The organism is Acinetobacter sp. 24-47-67 (assembly GCF_056779735.1).
Genome location: NZ_JBWYIK010000008.1, coordinates 108,614 through 131,864, shown reverse-complemented (window position 1 = coordinate 131,864; position 23,251 = coordinate 108,614). Strand labels below are relative to the sequence as shown.

At 40.0% G+C, this 23,251-nt stretch carries 22 protein-coding genes and 1 tRNA gene; 16 read left to right on the top strand and 7 right to left on the bottom strand.

Annotated elements, in window-relative coordinates:
* Positions 1-47: 47 nt before the first annotated feature.
* The 14 genes from AC1M9K_RS10825 (at position 48) to AC1M9K_RS10760 (ending at position 13,829) form a co-directional block, all read left to right on the top strand.
* Positions 48-1,328, top strand: a complete 1,281-nt coding sequence (locus AC1M9K_RS10825; protein WP_481589276.1) for a glycosyltransferase family 4 protein — start codon at positions 48-50, stop codon at positions 1,326-1,328.
* Between the two features lie 155 nt (positions 1,329-1,483).
* Positions 1,484-2,755 (top strand): glycosyltransferase family 4 protein, encoded by a 1,272-nt coding sequence (locus AC1M9K_RS10820; RefSeq protein ID WP_481589260.1) that lies wholly within the window; start codon positions 1,484-1,486, stop codon positions 2,753-2,755.
* 19 nt (positions 2,756-2,774) lie between these two features.
* The gene (locus tag AC1M9K_RS10815) at positions 2,775-3,326 is read left to right on the top strand and encodes a phosphatase PAP2 family protein (protein WP_481589259.1); all 552 of its coding nucleotides are present in this window, start codon (positions 2,775-2,777) and stop codon (positions 3,324-3,326) included.
* Positions 3,327-3,437: 111 nt separating this feature from the next.
* Entirely contained in the window at positions 3,438-3,638 is a 201-nt protein-coding gene (gene iscX, locus AC1M9K_RS10810; RefSeq protein ID WP_035265625.1) for a Fe-S cluster assembly protein IscX, read from the top strand.
* Between the two features lie 109 nt (positions 3,639-3,747).
* The gene (gene ndk, locus AC1M9K_RS10805) at positions 3,748-4,179 is read left to right on the top strand and encodes a nucleoside-diphosphate kinase (protein ID WP_035265623.1); all 432 of its coding nucleotides are present in this window, start codon (positions 3,748-3,750) and stop codon (positions 4,177-4,179) included.
* 122 nt (positions 4,180-4,301) lie between these two features.
* The gene (gene rlmN, locus AC1M9K_RS10800) at positions 4,302-5,537 is read left to right on the top strand and encodes a dual-specificity RNA methyltransferase RlmN (RefSeq protein WP_481589258.1); all 1,236 of its coding nucleotides are present in this window, start codon (positions 4,302-4,304) and stop codon (positions 5,535-5,537) included.
* Positions 5,538-5,593: 56 nt separating this feature from the next.
* On the top strand, positions 5,594-6,394 hold the full coding sequence (gene pilW / locus AC1M9K_RS10795) for a type IV pilus biogenesis/stability protein PilW (protein WP_179998933.1): 801 nt from the start codon (positions 5,594-5,596) through the stop codon (positions 6,392-6,394).
* A complete protein-coding gene (locus tag AC1M9K_RS10790) occupies positions 6,385-7,185 on the top strand; it encodes a RodZ domain-containing protein (RefSeq protein WP_481589257.1) in 801 nt (266 codons plus the stop codon). The genes pilW and AC1M9K_RS10790 overlap by 10 nt, the downstream gene beginning before the upstream one ends.
* 18 nt (positions 7,186-7,203) lie before the next feature.
* Positions 7,204-8,325, top strand: a complete 1,122-nt coding sequence (gene ispG, locus AC1M9K_RS10785; RefSeq protein ID WP_092767631.1) for a flavodoxin-dependent (E)-4-hydroxy-3-methylbut-2-enyl-diphosphate synthase — start codon at positions 7,204-7,206, stop codon at positions 8,323-8,325.
* A 3-nt stretch (positions 8,326-8,328) separates the two neighbouring features.
* On the top strand, positions 8,329-9,624 hold the full coding sequence (hisS, locus tag AC1M9K_RS10780) for a histidine--tRNA ligase (RefSeq protein WP_035265610.1): 1,296 nt from the start codon (positions 8,329-8,331) through the stop codon (positions 9,622-9,624).
* A 29-nt stretch (positions 9,625-9,653) separates the two neighbouring features.
* Positions 9,654-10,355, top strand: coding sequence for a YfgM family protein (locus AC1M9K_RS10775; protein WP_035265609.1), 702 nt, complete (start codon positions 9,654-9,656; stop codon positions 10,353-10,355).
* On the top strand, positions 10,355-11,503 hold the full coding sequence (gene bamB / locus AC1M9K_RS10770) for an outer membrane protein assembly factor BamB (RefSeq protein ID WP_481589256.1): 1,149 nt from the start codon (positions 10,355-10,357) through the stop codon (positions 11,501-11,503). Before AC1M9K_RS10775 ends, bamB begins: the two co-directional genes overlap by 1 nt.
* 170 nt (positions 11,504-11,673) lie before the next feature.
* Positions 11,674-13,086 (top strand): ribosome biogenesis GTPase Der, encoded by a 1,413-nt coding sequence (der, locus tag AC1M9K_RS10765; protein ID WP_035265604.1) that lies wholly within the window; start codon positions 11,674-11,676, stop codon positions 13,084-13,086.
* A gap of 98 nt (positions 13,087-13,184) precedes the next feature.
* Complete coding sequence (locus tag AC1M9K_RS10760) at positions 13,185-13,829, top strand: 4'-phosphopantetheinyl transferase family protein (RefSeq protein WP_481589255.1); 645 nt, start codon at positions 13,185-13,187, stop codon at positions 13,827-13,829.
* Between the two features lie 39 nt (positions 13,830-13,868).
* Here AC1M9K_RS10760 and secF read toward each other — a convergent pair whose 3' ends face one another.
* The 7 genes from secF to queA form a co-directional block, all read right to left on the bottom strand.
* Positions 13,869-14,846, bottom strand: a complete 978-nt coding sequence (secF, locus tag AC1M9K_RS10755) for a protein translocase subunit SecF (protein ID WP_171260714.1) — start codon at positions 14,844-14,846, stop codon at positions 13,869-13,871.
* A 7-nt stretch (positions 14,847-14,853) separates the two neighbouring features.
* A complete protein-coding gene (gene secD / locus AC1M9K_RS10750; protein ID WP_481589254.1) occupies positions 14,854-16,755 on the bottom strand; it encodes a protein translocase subunit SecD in 1,902 nt (633 codons plus the stop codon).
* A 53-nt stretch (positions 16,756-16,808) separates the two neighbouring features.
* Positions 16,809-17,138, bottom strand: coding sequence for a preprotein translocase subunit YajC (gene yajC, locus AC1M9K_RS10745; RefSeq protein ID WP_035265599.1), 330 nt, complete (start codon positions 17,136-17,138; stop codon positions 16,809-16,811).
* A gap of 97 nt (positions 17,139-17,235) precedes the next feature.
* Complete coding sequence (tgt, locus tag AC1M9K_RS10740; RefSeq protein WP_481589253.1) at positions 17,236-18,366, bottom strand: tRNA guanosine(34) transglycosylase Tgt; 1,131 nt, start codon at positions 18,364-18,366, stop codon at positions 17,236-17,238.
* A gap of 285 nt (positions 18,367-18,651) precedes the next feature.
* Positions 18,652-19,221 (bottom strand): LemA family protein, encoded by a 570-nt coding sequence (locus AC1M9K_RS10735; protein ID WP_481587159.1) that lies wholly within the window; start codon positions 19,219-19,221, stop codon positions 18,652-18,654.
* 24 nt (positions 19,222-19,245) lie between these two features.
* The gene (locus AC1M9K_RS10730; protein ID WP_481589252.1) at positions 19,246-20,280 is read right to left on the bottom strand and encodes a hypothetical protein; all 1,035 of its coding nucleotides are present in this window, start codon (positions 20,278-20,280) and stop codon (positions 19,246-19,248) included.
* 10 nt (positions 20,281-20,290) lie between these two features.
* The gene (queA, locus tag AC1M9K_RS10725; protein WP_481587161.1) at positions 20,291-21,328 is read right to left on the bottom strand and encodes a tRNA preQ1(34) S-adenosylmethionine ribosyltransferase-isomerase QueA; all 1,038 of its coding nucleotides are present in this window, start codon (positions 21,326-21,328) and stop codon (positions 20,291-20,293) included.
* Positions 21,329-21,510: 182 nt separating this feature from the next.
* Between queA and AC1M9K_RS10720 the strand changes: the two genes are divergently transcribed.
* Positions 21,511-21,597, top strand: a tRNA-Leu gene (locus AC1M9K_RS10720).
* A gap of 358 nt (positions 21,598-21,955) precedes the next feature.
* Positions 21,956-23,236: a sensor histidine kinase gene (locus tag AC1M9K_RS10715; protein ID WP_035265593.1), complete on the top strand. Its 1,281-nt coding sequence runs from the start codon at positions 21,956-21,958 to the stop codon at positions 23,234-23,236.
* The last annotated feature ends 15 nt before the right edge of the window (positions 23,237-23,251 follow it).

The window sequence follows — 23,251 nt, the reverse complement described above, 5'->3', positions numbered from 1 at the left end:
AAGGGGATTATGCTAGCAAAAAATAGACAGAATTGGCTAGGTGCATGATGGAACACACCAGTACGAGCAGCCTGTTAAAACAACAAGATTTTCCGGATAGCTTTAAATTCTATTTAAAACAGCAGCACAACACCTATGCTGAAGAAATCACTGTTTTACAAGCCTTAGTTCGTCCCCGACTTAAAATTGCAATTGTGACAGAAACATGGCCACCAGAGATTAATGGTGTTGCAAACTCGCTGATGAATTTATGTCTGGGTTTGCAGAAGCGAGGTCATCAAATTTTGTTGATACGTCCTCAACCCAAAGTGAAATGTAAACGGTTTAAACCTGATGCAGAGTGTTGGGTGCATGCTCAGGCGATTCCGAAATATCCCACCTTACAGTTTGGTTGGCCACAGTTTTCTAAAATCTCAAAAGCAGTTGAGGTATTTCAGCCAGATGTTGTGCATATTGTGACAGAGGGACCATTGGGATTTGCGAGTCTAATGGTGGCTAAATCTCAGAATATTCCTGTTTCAAGTGGTTTTCACTCTGCTTTTCAAGAGTTTAGTCGATACTTTGAGTTTCCTTTTTTCGTTAAACCTATCTCAAAGTATTTAACATGGTTTCACAATAAGACAGACGTGACTTGTGTGCCAAGTTTAGATACACAGCATGCTTTAAAACAAATGGGAGTAAGTGGTGAGTTAAGGGTGGTGGGGAGAGGTGTTGATACCCAATTGTTTAATCCGAATAAAAGATCGGAGTTGCTCAGAGATCAATGGGACGCAAATGAGCATACACGAGTACTGATTTCTGTTGGTCGGTTGTCACCTGAAAAGGAAGTAGACCTGATTATTCGGACTTTTTTGAAAATGCAAGGTGAGGTTGAGCATCATACTAAATTGGTTATTGTCGGAGATGGACCAGATCGAGTAAGGCTTGAAGCTCTTGCGAATCATCGCCCTGATATTATTTTTATGGGAAGTTTGACTGGTGATGATTTGGCATGTGCATATGCCAGTGCAGATGTGTTTATCTTTCCAAGTCAAGTTGAAACCTTTGGAAATGTCGCCCTTGAAGCATTGGCAAGTGGCTTGCCTGTGGTGGCTTATGATTATGCATGTGCCAAACTGCATGTTGTGCACAATGAAACGGGATGGCTGATCCCTCTTGGTGATCTAGATATGTTCGAACGAGCAATGACAGCAACATTGAATCAACCCGATTTAAAAATAATGGGTGAGAAAGCGCATCTTGCAGTTGCTGCAACAGGATGGTTGAAACCTGTTATTGATTTTGAGCAAGCGTTATTTTTTGCTGTGCATCGTACTTTATTTCACTAAGTTATCTTGAATTTGTAGATTCTTGTCGCGTGTTTGAGGGTGGTCGGTGAATCAGTCATCTATTCTAATTATGACAAGTATTTAATGAAATCATCATCATAATGAAATGATCCATCTCTAAAGTAAAAGTATGAAAAAAATACAAAAGAGGTGTGATGATGGGAATCATGGACACTGTATTGCCTAGATCGACAACGCAATATGATCACCAGAGGCTAAAATTTAAAAATCAAAACTCCGAACGGGATGTATCGGTGCTTGAGCAATTGGGGCGATCTAGATTAAAAATAGCTGTCGTTACGGAGACATGGCCACCAGAGCTGAATGGTGTTTCATTGTCTTTACTACAGATTTGCAAAGGTCTACAGAAGCTTGGTCACAAAATTCTATTGGTACGACCTTCACAAAAACAAATATGTTCGGAATTTTCTCCGAACCGTGAGTGTTTGGTGAATGGTCAAACCATTCCGAAATATGCCCATATGCAATTTGGCTGGCCACAGTATGGCAAAGTGGCTAAAGCTTTTGATGAATTTCAACCAGATTTGGTGCATATCGTGACGGAAGGACCATTAGGTTTAGCGGTACTTCAGCTCTCAAAAAACAAAAAGATTCCTGTGAGTAGTGGTTTTCATTCTGCTTTTCATGACTTTAGTCGGTTTTATGATCTTGCTTTTATGGTCAAGCCGATTCAGCACTATCTCAAATGGTTTCATAACAATACGCAATTGACCTGTGTGCCAAGTCAGGACTCGGCTGATGCGATACGTAATTTTGGTGTTACATGTCAAGTTGAAGTGATTAAAACTGGGGTGGATGTTGAAAAGTTTTCACCTACTTTTCGAAGTGTACAACTCAGACGACAATGGGATGCTTGTGAGAATACAACTGTGCTGCTTTATGTTGGTCGTGTTTCACCTGAAAAAGAGATTCAGGTGTTAATTGATGCCTATTTAAAACTTAAAACACAAACAACGCGCAGATTTAAGTTGGTCATCGTGGGGGATGGGCCTGATTATTCGCGTTTGGTTCGTCAAAGCAAGCATACCGATATCATCTTTACTGGAAGCTTAAGTGGTACAAATCTTGCTGAATCATTTGCAAGCGCAGATGTATTTGTTTTTGCCAGTCAAGTAGAGACTTTTGGCAATGTAGTGCTTGAAGCGATGGCGAGTGCGTTGCCTGTGGTTGCTTATGATTATGCTTGTGCTAAGCAATATTTAGATGCAGAAACAGCATGGTTAGCGCCATTGGGTGAGCCTGCAACCTTGGTTCAATATATTGTTAATCTGCCCCAAAACAAACGCTTGCATGCAATGGGGATGCAAGCAATGAAAAAAGTACAACAAGTCGGATGGCAACATCCAGTTCAACAACTCGAACATGCATTTTATCGTGTCGTGCAGCAGAAAACGCTCACGGCCTGAACGATAGGAGTAGAGTGAAATGAATTTTAAAAATACCAAAATAAAAATACTCGATCTTGATCTAAGAGGATGTCTCTATTTCAATAATCTATCGCATACACAAAGTATTGCACTCATATTTAAAATTATTAGTCGGCTCGGAGATGGAGTTTTTTGGTACATGATGGTGGCGTTGGTGTGGCTACTGCAAGGACCGCAATACACTATTCAAATTTTATATATTGTTGTTGCTGCTTCGTTAGGTACGCTGATTTATAAAATTTTAAAAACTAAAACAGTACGTCCACGACCATACCAAGTTCACCAAGTTATTCATATTGGAGAAAGACCACTAGATCATTTTAGTTTTCCTTCTGGTCATACATTGCATGCAGTAATGGCAACAATCGTATTGGGTTATGTAGAGCCTGTCTTGCTGATTATGATGATGCCATTTACCATTTTGGTTGCATTGTCGCGCATGGTATTGGGATTGCATTACCCAACTGATGTTTTAGTTGGTGCCTTAATTGGGGCGACGGTTGCGAGTGGTATTATCTTGGCTGCTCCAGTATTGAATATCATATTGTGAGGGTAAGTTGATTGCATGGTAAGGCGTACAAAAGCAATATAATTGTACGTCTTGATTTGCTTTTTGCTAAAATTAAGCCATGAATTTACCAAAGATGATTTAGGAATAAGTATGGGTTTACGTTGGACAGACACCCTTGATATCGCAATTGAACTGTATGAAGCCCATCCAGATGTAGATCCACAATGGATCCGTTTTACTGATCTTCATGCATGGGTTTGTGCGCTTCCAGAGTTCGAAGATGATCCAAACAAATCAACAGAAGGATTGTTAGAAGCAATTCAAATGGCTTGGATTGACGAAGCTCGATAATTCATCGATCGAAAAAAACCATTTTTTTACACGCGAAAAGCAGATAATCGCGCATTATTCGGTATAATGCGCCAAAATTTTCATGTCAATTTGACTAAAGGAGCCAATCATGGCTATTGAACGTACTTTATCTATCGTTAAACCAGATGCAGTTGCTAAAAACCACATCGGTGACATTTTTGCTCGTTTCGAAAAAGCTGGTCTTAAAATCGTTGCGACTAAAATGAAACATTTAACTCAAGCTGAAGCTGAAGGCTTCTATGCTGAGCACAAAGAACGTGGTTTCTTTGCTGACCTCGTTGCGTTCATGACTTCTGGTCCAGTTGTTGTATCAGTTCTTGAAGGTGAAAACGCAGTTCTTGCTCACCGTGACATCCTTGGCGCTACTAACCCTAAAGAAGCTGCTCCAGGTACAATCCGTGCTGACTTCGCTGTAAGCATCGATGAAAACGCTGCTCACGGTTCTGACTCTGTAGCATCTGCTGATCGTGAAGTTAACTACTTCTTCGCTCAAACTGAGATCGCTCCACGTACTCGTTAATTCGCAGTATTCAAACCAGATAAGTGCTATACTGCTTATCTGGTTTTTTTATTTCTGAAAGATTTTATTGCTTGAAAATTGAGCATGTTCTTTTATCCCACATTATGGTTTAGGTAATACTCATGAATTCTGAAGTTGTCGCTTCATCCGTCAATTTAGATGAACAACAGCCCACTACTGTTCAAGTACAGCAGGCTGATACTGTACAGAAAGTGAATTTACTTGGCCTGTCACGTCCGCAAATGGAAAAATTCTTTGAGGATATGGGGGAGAAAAAGTTCCGTGCGGGTCAGGTGATGAAATGGATTCATCAGTTCTTCGTTACTGATTTTGCTGAAATGACTAATATTTCAGGGAAATTACGTGAAAAACTTGAAAAGATTTGTGAAATTAAAGCACCAGAAGTCGTGCATAAAAACTATTCTAAAGATGGAACACGTAAGTGGGTATTCCGTGTAGGTGATGGTGCGGGTTCTTTGGTTGAAACAGTACTGATTCCTGCTGAGGATAAAACGGGTTCGCGTAAAACCTTATGTATTTCATCACAAGTCGGTTGTGCTTTGGACTGTTCGTTCTGTTCAACAGGAAAACAAGGTTTCCAACGCGATTTAACACAGGCTGAAATTATTGGTCAGTTGTGGATGGCGAACTATTCCTATATGGAAGATGTGCCAGTTGCTGAGCGTGAGCGCTCTGTGACCAACGTGGTAATGATGGGTATGGGCGAACCATTATTGAACTATGACGCTGTGCTTAATTCAATGCGTATCATGCTTGATGATTTCGCCTATGGAATGTCTAAACGCCGTGTCACATTGTCAACGTCAGGGGTTGTGCCGAAGATAGATCAATTGGCTCAAGACATCGATGTTGCGCTTGCAATTTCATTGCATGCAACCAATGATGATTTACGTAACGAATTAGTACCAATTAATAAAAAATATCCCTTAGAGCAACTCATTGCAGCGTGTCAGCGTTACATCACTAAAGATGGTAATGAAAGTGCACGTAAGCATGTCACGATTGAATATGTCATGTTAGACGGGGTCAACGATCATCCTGAACATGCACAGCAGATGATTAAGTTGTTAAAAAATTTACCAAGTAAAATTAACTTGATTCCATTTAATCCATTCCCACATGCACCATACGGGCGTTCGAGCCGAAATCGCATCATTTCTTTCCAAAAAACTTTGTCTGATGCTGGTTTTGTGTGTACGATTCGTCAGACACGTGGGGATGATATTGACGCAGCTTGTGGTCAATTGGTTGGTCAAGTGGCTGACCGTACTCGTCGTGCAGAACAATGGAAGAAAAAAGTGCTAGAACGTAATGAAATTATGCGTTCACAAGGCTAGTTGTATCATTTAGATGTGAATGATTAAAAAGAGGGAGGCATCATTTGAGCAAGCCGATGTATAAAAAAATAGTCATGACGATGACAGTCGCTTTATCTGGATTGCTTTTCTTTGGATGCCAAACTACCAGTGGCGATACGAGCAAAAAGGATCCTGAGAAATCAGTGAAAGTTCGTACCCAAATGGCGGCTGAATATATTCGGAATGGGAATTTAGATGCTGCCAAACGTGTGCTTGATCAGGCATTAGAGGTTAATTCGCGCGATTCAACTGCAAATATGATGATGGGGGTGTTGCTTCAGCAAGAAGGAAGTGACATCAACATGCAACGTGCAGATCATTATTTTTCTCGTGCTATTTCAATTGATCCTAAAAATGCGCAAGCACGTAACAACTATGGTACGTATTTGTATCAAGTGAAACGATATAATGATGCTGTTAAACAGCTTTCAATTGCAGGCGCAACGCTTGGATATGACCAACGTCATCGTGCATTAGAAAACCTTGGACGGATTTATCTCATTCTAGGGGATATACCGAATGCTGAAAAAACGTTCAAACAAGCACTGCAAGTCAATCGTGACTCGACTGTTTCAATGATAGAGTTAGCAGAGATATTTTATCTGCAAAAGAATAATATTGCCGCGCGTCAGCTATATGAGCAATTTGTACTCAAAGTTGGCCAGCAAAATCAAGGTGCGCGAGCACTCTGGATTGGTTTACGTATCGCACGTGCCAATGGTGATAGAACGGGAATGTATGTGCTGGTGAATCAGTTGCGTACTTTATTTCCAAATAGTCAAGAATTTCAACGTTATTTGCAATTACAGTTCAATACTGAGGCCGTATGGAAGTAAATCCTAATTCACAGCAACCTACTGGTTCAAACGTAGCACCTAATGCTTTAGGAAATATTCAACGCCCTGGCGAGTATTTGCGTCAAATCCGTATTTCTCAACAACGTGATCTGGTCAAAGTTGCTGGTGATTTGAAAATGCCAGTAAAAACGCTTGAAGCGTTAGAGCAAGACGAATACAAATCGTTGCCAGAAGCGACTTTCATTAAGGGATATTATCGTTCGTATGCGAAGTATCTCAAAGTTGATGCCTCTGCTTTGATTCAACGTTTTGATGAAATCTATCAAAATGATACAGGTTTACTGCCAAATCATGCTTTGAACAATTCTCCAATTAAAATTATGGGGAAACTTCCTGGCTCGAAAAGCGTACGTAATCGCAAGTGGATTAAACGCATCGTGATTGCGTTAATTATTTTGGGCGTGGCTTGGCTATTAATCTCCGCAATCCAAAAATGGGCTGCTAAAGGTGATTCGTTAAACACTGATACGAATCAATCCAACAATGTCCAAATTCTGACCTTAAACAATGGTACAGGCACGACTGAAGCAGTATCAGGCGATACGATGAATCTCAGTTTTAGCCGCCCTACATCAGTACACATTGTGGACAGTACGGGTAAAGTTTTAGCAACTGGACGCCAATCAACTGCGATTAGTTTGAATGGACAGTCTCCATTCCAAATTCGATTAGATGATGCTCAAGCCGTTTCATTAAGTTTAAATAATGAAAATATTTCATTGTCACCATATACCGTAAACGGAAAAGCTGAATTCCGTTTATCACGTTAATGGGTTAAAGGTAAAACGATGATCGAGAATCCGATTCGACGCAAACCAACACGTAAAATTCGCGTAGGTTCTGTGTATGTGGGGGGCGATGCGCCAATCAGTATTCAAAGCATGACCAATACTGAAACTTGTGATGTAGCTGCAACAGTTGCACAAATTCAACGTTGTGTGGATGCTGGCGCAGATATTATGCGTGTGTCTGTACCGAGTATGGAAGCCGCTGCTGCTTTTGGAGAAATCCGTAAACAAGTGCAAGTTCCACTCGTTGCCGATATCCATTTTGACTATAAAATTGCTTTGGCTGTTGCAGATTTGGGTGCAGATTGTCTGCGTATCAACCCAGGGAATATCGGTTCAGAAGCAAAAATTCGCGAAGTGGTTGCTGCGGCTCGTCACAACGATATTTCAATGCGAATTGGTGTCAATGCAGGCTCTCTCGAAAAAGATATTCAAAAGAAATATGGGGAGCCAACAGGTCAAGCTTTGCTTGAGTCAGCAATGCGTCATATTGATATTTTAGATCGTTTGGATTTCCAAGAGTTTAAAGTGTCAGTGAAAGCATCGAATGTCTTTTTGACGATGGATGCTTATCGCTTGTTGTCACAACAAATTGACAACCCGTTACATTTAGGAGTGACTGAAGCTGGAATTTACCGTACTGGTTCGGTGAAGTCGGCAATTGCACTGGGCGGATTGTTAATGGAAGGCATTGGCGACACCATGCGAATTTCATTAGCAGCGGAACCTGAGGAAGAAATCAAAATTGGTTTTGATATTCTTAAATCTTTGGGCTTGCGTTCAAATGGTATTAACTTTATTGCTTGCCCAAGTTGTTCACGTCAAGAATTCAATGTCATTAAAGTGATGCAAATGCTTGAAGAGCGTTTGGAAGATGTACGTACTCCAATGGATGTTTCTGTCATCGGGTGTAAAGTCAACGGTCCTGGTGAAGCTAAAGAAGCTGATATTGGTGTAGTGGGTGCAAGTCCACGTTCACTGGTGTATCGTAATGGTGAAAAGAGTCATTTAATTGACACAAATCAATTGGTTGATGAAATCGAAAATATGGTTCGTCAACGTGTTAACGAGCTTGAAAAAGCTAAATCAAAAGAGATTATTCGCACAGGTTTTTCTGAGTAGATCATGAGTTCAATCGTCGCAATCAAAGGTTTTAATGACATTCTCCCAACGCAAACCCCAGCTTGGAGACGTCTTGAACAGCATCTGTCTGGTTTGATGGATGCCTATGGCTATCAACAAATTCGTTTGCCGATGGTTGAACAGACAAACTTGTTCAAGCGTTCTATTGGTGATGCAACGGATATCGTTGAAAAAGAGATGTATACGTTCTTAGATAAAGGTAATCCTCCTGAGTCTTTGACCTTACGTCCTGAAGGTACTGCGGGTTGTGTACGTGCTATGCTCGAACATAATTTGCTTCGTGGTGCGACACCGCGTGTTTGGTATATTGGACCGATGTTCCGTTATGAAAAACCGCAAAAAGGTCGTTACCGTCAATTTCATCAATTTGGTGTGGAAACGTTTGGTGTTGCAACTCCTGATCAAGATGCTGAACTGATTTTGATGACTGCGCGTCTGTGGAAACGGATGGGTGTTGCGGACAAAGTTCAATTAGAGCTCAATACTTTAGGTGAGTCAGATGAGCGTGCAGCTTATCGCGCAGCCTTGGTTGAGTTTTTAGAATCACATAAGTCAGATTTAGATGAAGATTCGCAGCGTCGTTTAACGACGAATCCACTGCGTATTTTGGACTCTAAAGATGCAAAAACTCAAAGCATTTTAGAAAATGCGCCTAAACTTCATGACTTTATGGGTGAAGAGACGCTGGCACATTTCCAACAATTACAGCAATATCTAACCGATGCAGGTATTTCATTTGTCATTAACCAAAAGTTGGTTCGTGGCTTGGATTACTATAATAAAACTGTATTTGAATGGACGACGACACATCTGGGTTCACAGGGTACGGTTTGTGCTGGTGGTCGTTATGATGGTTTAGTGGGTCAGTTAAAAGGTAAACCAGATCAATCGGTTCCTGCGGTTGGTTTTGCAATGGGTATTGAGCGTTTATTGCTTCTTTTAGAACAAGTAGAAGACAATATACCAGTACGTGATTGTGAAGTATTTTTACTTGCAGATCCTGCGACGCAAGGTAAAGCTTTAGTTTTGGCTGAGCAAATTCGAGATCAACTTGAAGCTGCAAGTAGTTCAGTGCGTCTGAAAGTTGGCTCTCAAGGCTCGATGAAAAGTCAAATGAAAAAAGCGGATCAGTCTGGTGCAATTTATGCCTTAATCTTTGGTGAGCGTGAAGCTGAGGTGCAACAACTTTCAGTCAAAGAGTTGGCTACAGCAGAGCAGACACAAGTAGCGGTCAATGACATTGTGCCGTTCATCATTGATAAACTATCTTCAAAATAAATTTAAGAACATAAGGAAAGGGCGATCATATGAGCGCAATGACTGACGAAGAACAACTGCATACAGCAAAGTCGTTTTTTAAGAAATATGGATCGGCGTTGATTACGCTGATTCTTCTTGCCCTGATCGCCTTTTTCGGATGGGAATATTGGAAGAAGAAAAACGTAGCAGAAGATCAAATACAGACTGCTAAAGTACAGCTCTTAGTTGATGAAGCGAAAGCTGCAACAACTGATCCTAAAGTAGCGACTGCTTTGGATGGAACTGCAGAAAAAATTGTAAAAGAAAATCCTGATTCGATTCATGCGGTTCAAACGCAATTTGTAATGGCAAAATTGGCTTATGATCAAGAGAATTATGCCAAAGCTGAACGTGAATTGAAAAAAATTGAAAATGCTCAAATCAAAGATGAAGGTTTACAACACATCATTAAGCTTCGTTTAGCAGATGCTCAACTGGCACAAAAAAAATATGATGAGGCTTTAAAAACATTGTCTGGTTTGACTTTGCCCGCTTTCAAAACAACTGTAGATGAAGCACGTGGCGATATTTATATTGCTAAGAATGATATTGAAAATGCGAAAAAAGCTTATCAGAGCGCGTGGGATAACTTAATTGCAACTAAACAAGAACGCCAAATCTTACAAATTAAACTCGAAAGTGTTGGCATATTAGTAGAAGATCCTGAAATTGAGCGCCCAATTTTAGATATACAAACGGATGAGTCTTAATGGATAGAAAGTATAAAATTTCTTTTGTTCTAGCGACATTGTCGTGTGCACTAATGGCGTGTACAAGCAATACGGTGAAAGAAGAAAAGGTGAAACCTAATCCGTTGCCTAAAATTCAGCAATCGGTGAGCTTAGCACCTATTTTTTCACATAATGTTTCAGCGACGGATACTGCTGATCCATTGCGTTTGAGAATGGCGAATGATCAAGGTGTTTTATACTTTTTAGATCCTAAGGGACAGGTTTCTGCATATCAAGGTAAGCAGCGTGTCTGGGAAAAACAAGTTACCAAGCTTGGTTTAAGTTCAGGTGTTGAAGCGGCCAATGGGTTAGTGATTGTCGGCAACAAGAAAGGTCAACTGTTTGCTCTCGATCAAAAAACGGGTGATATCCGTTGGACTGCGCAATTAAGTGGTGCAATTTTGAGTGCGGCGCTTATTCAGACTGGTCGAGTGATCGTTGTTGCAAATGACGGTACGGTGTTTGGTCTGGATGAAAAAACAGGTCAACAAGTGTGGACCTATCGTATGCCAAACGAACAATTGAGCTTACGCGGTCAAGCTTCACCTGTGCGCTTAGACCCACGAACAGTGTTAGTGGCCTCGTCAAATGCATACGTGTACGCAATTGATAGTCTCACTGGAACTTTGCGCATGCAAAGACGTGTGGCAGTCAGCGATGGTCGTTCTGATATACAGCGTTTAGTTGATGTGGATGCAGATCCAATCGTTGCAGGACAATTGGTTGTAACCACTAGCTATCAAGGCCAAGTCACTGTACTAGATCTAGTTTCGCAACGTGTGATTTGGAGTGAAGATGCAAGCAGTATTAACCGTGCTGAAGTTGCAGGTCGCCAAGTCTTCGTCACGCAAACAGATGGTAAAATTGTATCGTTTGATCTGGTGACGGGTCAGCCGTTATGGACTAATGATCAATTGCTTAACCGTCAATTAAGCAACCCCGTAATGTTGGGTCAGTATTTAGTGGTAGGTGATTATGAGGGGGTACTCCACCTTGTAGATCCTAAAAATGGTCAACTTGTTGGTCGCGAAAAAACGCGTGGTGAAGTACGTTCGTTACGTGTAGTGAACAATCAGCTTTACTCAGTGACACGTACAGGCGCACTTACAATTTGGCAGAATCGTTAATTTTTTCTCTGCTTATGGTAAACTAGTCGCTGAATACATATTTTAAGTTCGGGGTGTTGAATTTTCAGACCCCGACATTTTTATTTTTAAGTAGATGATTCGTCTAACTTCTTCCACAGTTTCTGATGTTCAGTCCAATTGAGTTGGCTGATCTTGTTAAAGGTTAATCTATGAAACCCGTTATTGCGCTCATTGGTCGTCCGAACGTCGGAAAATCAACGCTGTTTAACCAGATTACCAAAAGTCGTGACGCGCTTGTTGCAGACTTTGCCGGTCTTACTCGTGACCGTAAATATGGTGATGCAGTATACCAAAATAAATCATTTATCGTTGTAGATACTGGCGGTATCGGTGAAAACGAAGGTGGGATCGACTCTTACATGGCAGAGCAGTCTAAAACTGCGATTCATGAAGCAGATATGATTATCTTTGTTGTCGATGCGCGTGCAGGTCTTCTAGCATCTGATGAACAGATTGCGCGTGAGTTACGTACACTCGGTAAAAAAGTATTTTTAGTTGCCAACAAAGTTGATGGTGTTCATGCAGAGGCAGCATTGGTTGAGTTCTTTAAGTTGGGTATGGGTGAACCGATGCAAGTGGCTGCAAGCCATGGGCGTGGTGTTCAACAAATGCTCGAAGAAGTACTTGAAGATGTACCAGAAGATGACCTAAGTGAACAGCGTGATGAAGATACTGGGCTCCGTCTAGCGATTATCGGTCGTCCGAACGTAGGTAAGTCAACATTAGTTAATCGCCTGTTAGGTGAAGAACGTGTCGTTGCTTTTGACCAGCCTGGTACTACACGTGACTCAATTTACATCCCATTTGAGCGTGATGGTCGAAAATATACGCTCATTGACACTGCTGGTGTTCGTCGTAAAGGCAAAGTGGATGAAATGATTGAGAAATTCTCAATCGTAAAGACTTTACAAGCAATGAAAGATGCCAACGTTGTTGTTGTTGTTGTTGATGCGCGTGAAGGTATTGTTGAGCAAGACTTGCATTTGATTGGATATGCGATTGAAGCTGGTCGTGCGATGGTGATTGCCATCAATAAATGGGACAATATGTCAGAATATGATCGCAAACAATGTAAATTGGATGTTGAGCGTCGTTTTGACTTTATTCCATGGGCAAAAATCCATTTAATTTCTGCTTTGCATGGTACAGGTGTGGGTGAGCTTTATCCTTCAATTCATCGTGCATATGAATCTTCACGTTTGAAAGTATCTCCAGCGAAAATCACTGAGATCTTAAAAGATGCAACAGACGCGCATCATCCACCTAAAGTTCAAGGTCGTGCAATTAAAATGCGTTATGCGCATATTGGTGGTCAAAACCCGCCTACGATTGTGATTCACGGTAATAAAGTTGATAAAACACCAGCTGACTATCGTCGTTACTTGGAAAACGTGTTCCGTAAAGTGTATAAACTTGAAGGTACACCTGTAAAAATTGAATTCAAAACTTCAGAAAACCCATTTGAAGGTCGTAAATCTCAAATTGATGAACGTACTGCGGCTCGAAAACGTCGTTATGTACAGAAGTTTAAGAAAGCCGAGAAGAAGTTCAAACGCGGTTAATCAATTGTAAATTCAGTTCAGAAAGCCCAAATGTGAAGTTTGGGCTTTTTTTATGATGCGAATAAATTAAGATAAATGGAATCATTGAGAACCCTATTATGACCCGTCATATTCAAATTGATATTTCAAAAATTTCTTCTTTTTTTCAAGTTCCTGAAAATCTCACACGCACAGAAGAAATTAGTCTTAGAAAAAACATGATTTACCAATATCGCAACAGCTTACTAGGAAGTAAATTAAATAAAACAATAAAAAATGAGGATATTGACCAAACGAAAGATGGAAAACCTTTTTTGAGGGAATTATCAAACTTTGAGTTTAACCATAGTCATAGTCAACATTATTATGCTTTAGCTACATCACAGCATATTCGAGATTTAGGTGTGGATATTGAGGAGCTGAATCGATCAATTCGATTCGAAGCCTTAGCCAAACATGCATTTCATCCACAGGAATATGCGACATGGGCAGAATTGGATTTTGATACTCGCTATTGGTTTAAAGTCTGGACCATTAAGGAAGCAATTCTGAAGGCACATGGGATGGGAATCCGCATGAGCTTAAACGAGTTGAATACCAATGCCCATATCACACATATGGGTGGGATTTGTGAGCATCCAGTCTTGGGGGTATTTGCGTATCAGAATTTTGAAATCATGGATTGTATGCTGACAGTCGCATGGCGAAGTGAATATTCTTGCCGTGGTTTTGCAATTCCTCAAATTCAAATCACTCAACATTAAAAAAGCCCATCATTTGATGGGCTTTTTTGTACTGAATGTTTATTGAGGAATTTCTTCTTCCTCTTCAAATTCAGGTTTTACTTGAACAATAAAGTCTTGGCGGTTCAGACCACGCCACAATGCAAATGCAGTACCGATATAAATCGAAGAATATGTTCCGACAAAAACACCGACAAACATTGCAATCGAGAACCATTTCAAACCATCACCGCCCATGATCATCATAGCAACGACCACAAGCAATAGCGTCATCGAAGTGTGGATGGTACGACGTAAGGTTTCAGTCAATGCAATATTGATGATCTCAAGAGGTTCTGCCCCACGAATTTTACGAAAGTTCTCACGAATACGATCCGAGACAACAATATTATCGTTTAATGAGAAACCAATAATCGCTAGAAGAGCAGCTAAAACGGTTAGGTCAAAAGGCCATTGCATGAGGGCGAAAATCCCAAGTGTTACCACAATATCGTGGAACAGAGAGAGTACGGCACCCATCGCCAACTTGAATTCGAAGCGAATCGTCACATAAATCAGCATGATAATCAGTGCCAAAGCCACAGCACCTGCTGATTTAATGTAAAGTTCGTTTCCGACTTGACCACCAACAACATCTACCTTAGGTACAGTCACGGTATTATTGTCTAGCTGAACTGCGGTGGTAATTGCTTTGGTTAGATCTTCCGCTTCAAGGTCTTCTTGTACGGGCATACGAACCATTAAATCTCGTTCAGAACCTAAGGTTTGAACAACAGCATCATTAAAACCCGCATCACTTAATGCTTGCGTCACTTCAGAGGGTTTTACAGGATTGGCATAATTCAATTCAGCTGCAACACCGCCAGTAAAGTCTAATCCTAAATTCAGACCTTTAGTCGCGATAAAGAAGATACTTGCAATAGTCAGGATGATTGAAAGCCAAGCTGCTGGCTTTGCAATCTTCATGAAAGGAATTACGCGTTCGTTGTCTGGACGGCCGTATTGTTTTGATTCGAGTTGAGTATTTTCAGTCATGATAGATCTCCTAAATGCTCAACTTTTTCAAGTTACGTTTTTTACCGTAAATGATCTGTACAATTGCACGGGTTACTGTAATCGCAGTAAACATCGAGCAAACAATACCAATCATGAGTGTCACGGCAAATCCTTTGATCGGACCAGTACCAATGGCAAAGAGGATAAATGCAACAAGGAATGTGGTTAAGTTCGAGTCAAAGATGGTGTTATAAGCTCGATCATAACCTGCAACAATCGCCTGTTTAGGCGACGCTCCCCATTTGATTTCCTCGCGTATTCGTTCGCAAATTAGAACGTTTGCATCCACCGCCATACCGATGGTAATAACGATACCTGCAATACCTGGCAGCGTTAATGAAGCACCGATCCAAGACATAACCGTCAAGATCATGGCTAAGTTGAATACTAGAGCGAAGTTCGCAATGACACCGAATAAGCGGAAGAATACCACCATCCAAATTGCGACCAAGATGAATCCAATTTGAGTGGATAGTACACCCTTATCGATGTTTTCTTGACCTAAGCTTGGACCGATAACACGCTCTTCAACAAAGTACATTGGCGCAGCGAGCGCACCTGCACGAAGCATTAAAGCTAGCTCAGCTGCTTCTTGAGGTGAATCTAAACCAGTAATACGGAACTGTGAACCCAGTACTGCTTGAATATTTGCTGCATTAATGACGACAGATTCAGTATATGGTGTGCGTACTTCAGTTTGTGCACCTGTTTCAGAATCTTCAACGTAACTGATACGTTGTTTATTCTCAATGAACAGTACCGCCATACGCTTACCAACAGCGCTACGAGTCGCATCTGACATTAACTTACCACCTGCATTATCAAGGGTAATGTTAACTTCTGCTGTACCACTATCTTGTCCAAAGCCTGAAGAAGCATTTTGTACACGCTCACCCGTCAGAATACGATTACGGTTAAGTAAAAGTTCACGACCACTGTCTAAAGACTCATAGGCGAATACTTCTGTCCCTGGAGGTAAGGGTTGACCATTATATTTCCCTGAATAAGGATCAATATATTGATCATTTAGATCAGACACCAAACGGAATTCTAAGTTTGCTGTACGACCTAAGATACGTTTTGCTTCAGCTGTGTCTTGGACACCTGGTAATTCAACCACAATACGGTTGCTACCTTGGGTTTGAACCAATGCTTCTGCAACACCAAGTTCATTAATACGATTGCGAAGTGTTGTTAAGTTTTGATCTAACGCATATGACTGAATTTCTTGCTTCGTGGTGTCTGTATAGGTTAAACGAAGACTGGCACCATTTTCAGTTGCAAGTGCTTGTTGAGTATATTTATTGCCGTTACGACGAAGTTGATCCATCGCTGCTGCACGATCTTCATTGTTAGCAAATTGAACAGTGATCGCATTGTTATTCAATGAAAGACTATTGAATTTGATCTTGTTCTCACGGAATTCGCGTCGCAAATCAGCAGCCGAAGTTTCCATACGCTGCGCAATAGCTTTGTCCATATCCACCTCAAGGAGGAAGTGGACACCACCACGCAAATCAAGACCAAGTTTCATTGGTCGTGCACCGATTTTCTGTAACCATTCAGGTGTTGTTGGTGCGAGGTTTAATGCAACAACATAGTTTTCACCCAGACCTTCACGTAGGATATCTTTTGCTTTTAATTGGGCTTCAGAACTGTCTAAACGTAGAAGGGCAGCATTTTGAGTAAAGCTGTTATTGTGGGACTGGATATTGTTGCTTTTTAATAGTTGCTCTGCTTTTTGAATCACTGTGTCATCAATGACAGAACCAGCTTTTGCACCAGAAATTTGGACAGCTGGTTCATCAGGATACAAACTTGGCAGGGCATATAATGTACTCACGACTAGTACAACTAGAATGAGTAAATATTTCCATGCTGGGTAACGCATTCGCTTTCTTCTTAAAATGAAAAAAGTCGTGCAGCTGCACGACTATTTTATAATTAAAGGTTATTTAGTGTGCCTTCAGGTAATACTGAAATCACGCTTGCACGCTGAATTTTAACTTCGTTGCCACGGTTTAATTCAACCACAGCGAAATCACCTTCGAGTTTAGTAATACGGCCCATTAAACCGCCTGCAAAAACGATTTCGCTGCCAACGCCTAAGCTCTCAACCAAAGTGCGATGTTCTTTCGCACGTTTTGCTTGAGGACGCCAAATTAAGAAGTAGAAAATTGCAATGAATACTGCAATCATCAATAAGTTAGCAACTAAGCTTGGTTGTTGTGCAGCTTCACCAGCTGCGTGTGCAGTCGAAATAAAAAGGCTCATTTCATTTTCCTAAACTAAAAATATCAAAAAAGATGATAAAAAATCGGCTTGTTCAGCAATTTACATTGTCTTTTTGCTCAGCGCAAATACTGATGTATTAATCTTGCGGACAAGGGGGTACTTCAAGCCCACGGCGTGCATAAAAATCGTGAACAAAATCATCAAATGTTCCGTTATCTAATGCATCACGCATCATTTCTGCTAAACGCAAGTAATAACGAAGGTTATGAATTGTGCCAAGCATTGATGCAAGCATCTCACCACATTTTTCTAAATGGTATAGATACGAACGGGTAAAGTTGGTACAGGTGTAACAATCGCAATGCGGATCAAGTGGGCTTTGATCATGGCGGTATTTCGCATTTCGTATACGCACTAAACCGTCCGTAACAAAATAATGTCCATTACGTGCGTTACGAGTTGGCATTACACAGTCAAACATGTCTACACCACGACGAACAGCTTCAACGATGTCTTCTGGTTTGCCAACACCCATTAAATAACGTGGTTTATCCGCAGGCATTTGCTCTGGAAGATAATCAAGGACTTTGATCATCTCTTCTTTTGGCTCGCCTACAGAAAGACCGCCAATCGCATAACCATCAAAACCGATTTCTTTTAATCCATTTAGTGATTCTTGGCGGAGGTCTTCATACATGCCGCCTTGAATAATACCAAACAGAGCATTGCGGTTTTTTAACACATCATGATGTTGAGCCTTACAACGCTTTGCCCAACGCAATGAAAGTTGTAGAGATTTCTGAGCTTCTTCGTGAGTCGCTGGATAGGGTGTACATTCATCAAAAATCATCACGATATCTGAATTCAATGTATGTTGAATATCCATCGAAATTTCAGGAGAAAGAAAGACTTTAGAGCCATCAATTGGAGAGCGGAATGTTACGCCGTCTTCTTTGATACTACGCATTGCGCCTAAGCTAAATACTTGGAAGCCACCAGAGTCAGTCAAAATTGGTTTATTCCATTTCATAAAACCATGTAGACCACCGTGCTCACGAATGACATCTAGGCCAGGGCGTAGATATAAATGAAAGGTATTCCCTAAAATGACCTGTGATTTAATTTCTTCAATATCACGTGGGAGCATGCCTTTAACAGTGCCGTAAGTTCCGACAGGCATAAACATCGGTGTTTCAACGACACCATGTTCCAAGGTTAAGCGTCCGCGTCGAGCGCGACCAGACTGACCTAATTTTTCAAACTTCATAAATTGTCCAAATCGAGGCGAAAAAACAGTTCGCTGATTGATAGCGATAAAGCGCTCTATTTTCCTAGATTCGCGCAGTTTATGCTAGAAAAATTACATTATTCTTAACGACTTGGATTTTTGTTTATGAAAAATTACAAGAGATTCATGATCTTGCTAAACAATGAAGATATCTGCTTATTTTTCGACCAGCTATACAGTTTTTAGCGTACCTTAATATGAATAAATAGTAATGGATAAACAACGTGATTCTCTAAGATATTGCCACTTTTTAAGGTGGAATCCTTATTTGAAATTAGGGCGATAATCAAAATTTTGTTGAGCTTGATGATCTGTAAATGGGCGAATAGGTTTCTTTGCGAGGCTGATACTGTTGATTAAGTTATTTGGAAAAATTTGAATCAAGTTATTAAACTCTTCGACATTTCGATTGAATATTGAAATTGCAGCACTGACATTTTCATTTTGCTCTTGAATGTCATGCATCATTTGGTTGTAAAGCTGATCAGCTTTGAGATCTGGATAATTCTCAACAACCACATTTAAACTTTTCATTAACGACTGACTTAGCGCTTCAATATGCTGAAGCTGAGCTACATCAGTTGATTGTGTATTGAGATTTAGGATTTGTTGGCGTAAGGCTGTGATATTTTCTAATGTTGATTTTTCAAACTCAGTGTATTGAGATAAATTTTGCTCAAGATGCTCTAATGTTTTAATTTTCTGACGTTCAAAATTTGCGACATCTGACCAAGCACGCTGAGAAGCATTCAAATATCGAACGATATTATTTCGAACCCATATTCCCCAAACAATAATCAAAACAAAGATGGAAAGAAAAATGAATAAGCCCACACGCATTACCTAATATGATCGTTATTATGCAACTAAGTTTAGCATGCTCTGTTTGAGTTGTTGATAATTTGGCATGGTTAATGTTCTTAAGTAACCGCGCAAAGTGGATATATTTTTAAGGTCTTTGATTTCAAGCTTGTGCGTGACTTCAAATAAATCGCGCTCTCCCAAATAGCACATGATTTGGTCATGAGGGTGGAAAATTAAGTCGCCCTGGTGAAGTCGATAAAATTCAATTAGTTTGAGTGTGGTTGATGGCGTCATGATCTTTGCGAGTTGTAAGCGGTCTGTACCGTAAATCTGAACTTTTTTACGTAGCTCTAAATCGCTGCTCTCCCAGTGCTCTGTATATGGTGCTGTGAACCTTTTCTTTCTACTGGTTGTCGCTAATCCTAGTGGTGATATATCAAATACAAATACGCCCCAACGATGACGTTCAATTTTTTTTAATTTTTGTGGTGTTTTGTTTTGCTCAGGCAGATTGATTTCATCAATAAATCGGTAATGAAAAAGCATAACAGGAAAATCTTGATTTTGCGCGTTTTTCCACGTGGTGGAGGCAAACTTTAAAATATCATTGGCATGGTTACCTTGGTTAAACAAAGGAAATTTTTGCCTTAGCTGACTTATGATCAAGGTGTTATGTCTATTTGTTCCAAGGTGTGATGGCGTTGAATAAGCTTCTATACCGAATTTAAAACCAATCATTCGCTCTTCAAGAAATGAAATCACTTCATGAATAGGTTTATTCGGTTCATAAATTATATATGCAATCAGGATAAGTATCGCCGATGCGCTATATGCCATCCATTTTAATGTGTCAAAAATAGGAAAGAGCGAAAAAACACTGAATATGATGGCAAGCGTAACTAAAAATTTAGGTATGCCATTGTGAAAAAAGAGTTGGGTATTCGAACCCCATGGATGTAATCCTTGCAGGATGTCATCAGAATGTTGAGCAGAACGTCCAAGAGCCCAAAGCCGATCAACACTGGCCATAATTTGCTTGTTCTTTCGGGTGCGAAGGTGAAGCAGTTGCTGAACAGAATCAATCGGCATAGATCAGATCCTAATCTTTTGCTTGGTCAATCAACATTGCGTCACCATAACTAAAGAAACGATAGCGTTCTTTTACAGCATGTTGATACGCATTCAAAATATAATCACGATTGGACAGGGCTGAAACAAGCATTAATAATGTTGATTCTGGAAGGTGGAAGTTAGTAATCAAACGATCTACTACTTTAAATTCATAACCAGGATAAATAAAAATCTGAGTATCACCAGTCCAGCCCTTCAGTTCGCCACCATTGGCTTGAGCCGCGCTTTCTGTTGCGCGTGTTGCAGTCGTTCCGACGGCAATCACTTTATTACCTCGATCTTTAGTGGCTTTAATCAACGCCATAGCTTCATCGCTGACTTGGCACCATTCACTGTGCATGATGTGATTTTCGATATCGGTTGTACGTACTGGTAAAAATGTACCTGCACCTACATGTAAAGTGACAAATGTCTTGTTTACACCTTTATCTTCAAGTTTTTTTAATAGTTGTTCATCGAAATGCAGAGATGCCGTTGGAGCAGCAACGCTGGCAATTTTTGTAGGATCATTGAATACGGTTTGATAACGTACAGTATCAATATCTTCTGCTTCTCGGTTGAAGTAAGGTGGAATAGGCAATGCACCATACTGATCCAATACATCTAAGATTGGTTTGGAAAATTCCACCACATAGAGATTTTCATGGCGCCCTTGAACCGTAACTTTAACCTCATCTGATCCGACAAAAAGCTCAGCACCTGGTTTTGGTGAGTTACTTGCTTTGATATGGCAATGAGCAATAAATTGATCAAGCATTCTTTCAACCAGAACCTCAATCGCACCACCCGAAGCACGCTTACCTTTCAAGCGAGCTTTCATTACCTTAGTATCATTGAGAACTAATAAATCACCTTCATTAAACAGGTCTAAAATATCGGTAAATTGGTGATCGTCATATTGACCATCGGCTTTAAGATGAAGTAAGCGAGAAGCGCTTCGCTCTTCAAGAGGGTAACGGGCAATAAGTTCGTCAGGGAGTTCAAAGTTAAAATCAGAAAGTTGCATAAGAATATAAAAATGGAATCAGCAAAAATTTTGGCATTAGTATATGCTTTTTTTGCCCAGTTCGAGTTGAGTTTGGTGGTTAAAAAAGCATAATGCATGCTATTGATTTAAAAATAGGCGCTTGAGTCAGGTTTTGCATTGACAAAGAAAAGAAAAACGATATTATACCGAACACAACCTTTCCCGAGGTGGTGAAATTGGTAGACGCGGCGGACTCAAAATCCGCTGTCAGAGATGACGTGTCGGTTCGAGTCCGACCCTCGGGACCAAACACTTAAAGGCCTTCAAGCATATTCAGACTTGAGGGCCTTTTTATTTGTTTTAAATAAATTAAGGAATTTTAAAATTTCAAATGAAGATTTGATGAATAATATAAGATAAGGATTGAGTAAATTTTATTTTAATAATAAATAGTTATGGTTTATTCAATCGATCTTCACTAGACGCTTACGTTTTATAAAGTATGACTCATGCTTTAGCTAGATATTCAGTCCTCAAAAATGCACTTTCTTAATATTTGAGAATGTATTAGTCTTGATGAAATAAGGTTTCATTTCTTTACTGTGAAATGAAAAAATAAAATGTAATCGATCATTATTCCCCTTTACTCCATGGCAGGATGTAGACATGAAAATAGAATTTATAGATGTCGATCAAGCTGATCAGCTCAGTGCCTGCAAAATGTCTCTTTTACTCGGTGTATCAACGCCAAAAAATCAACTTGAGAGTTTTTTAAGATTTGCGCGTGGCATTTTAAATGCGGAGTCAGCAATCTTAGCTTTTCATGATGAACCATATGTGTGGCATTCTTCTCCAAATGGATTTAAAGCTTTTAATGCCAATAAAAAAGCAAAATTATTACCATATTTCGCGGGTCAAACTTCGATCAGTCGTGATCATCCTAATTATTCATCTTTTTCAGCACATATTCATCAACTCGGAGTTGATCACGAGCGAATTATAGCCATTGATTTAAAAGTGAATGATGATTTTTCAATTGGTCAAGTGATTTTATTTGATAATCAGCACCAACCTTTTGATGATCAAAATTTAGAACTGGTTTATGATTTCTCAATGAGCTTAATTCGTATATTAGAGCTTCATTCGGATTATGCGGAACTCAAAGAATTATATGAACAACAATCGGCGCTTAATTTCAGTAAAACAAAATTCTTTCAAATCATTGCACACGATTTACGCGCACCATTTCATGGCTTATTAGGTTTTTCTGATGTATTGGCCAATGAGCGTGAAAGTTTGGATGAGGACAGTGTACAGAATATCGCTGAGTATCTACATGATACCGCTCAATCGACTTATAACTTATTGGAAAGCCTATTAAATTGGGCAATGGCTGAAGGTGGGAGATTTGTCTATCACCCTATTCAGTTTGAGCTTAAACAGGTGACAAAAATCGTTTTTGATGTTTTAAACACGTTGGCTGTGAAAAAAAATATTCAATTAATTGAAAGTGTGCCGCAAGAGTTAAAAGTCTTTGCCGACATTAATATGATCACATCAGTGATTCAAAACTTGGTATCCAATGCTTTGAAGTTTACTCATGTGGATGGAACTGGAAAAGTTTATATCGAAGCATCAAAATGCGATCAAGGTGTCGAAATTGCCATTCGAGATACAGGTTTAGGTATGACACCACAGCAAATTGAGAAGCTTTTTCAACCGGATTTGAAGGTATCTATTCGTGGTACATCTGGTGAAAAAGGTGCTGGTTTAGGTTTGGTGTTATGTAAAAGATTTGTTGATTTGAATCATGGTGAAATTTGTGTCAGTTCTCAACAAGGTCAAGGTACGACTTTTAAAGTCATATTACCTGAAGCAGACACTCATGCAGCGTTACCTGCCACCCCAAATACGAGTAATCAAACATCTTTGGAAAAAGTGAACTAAATAGTCCACAAATTG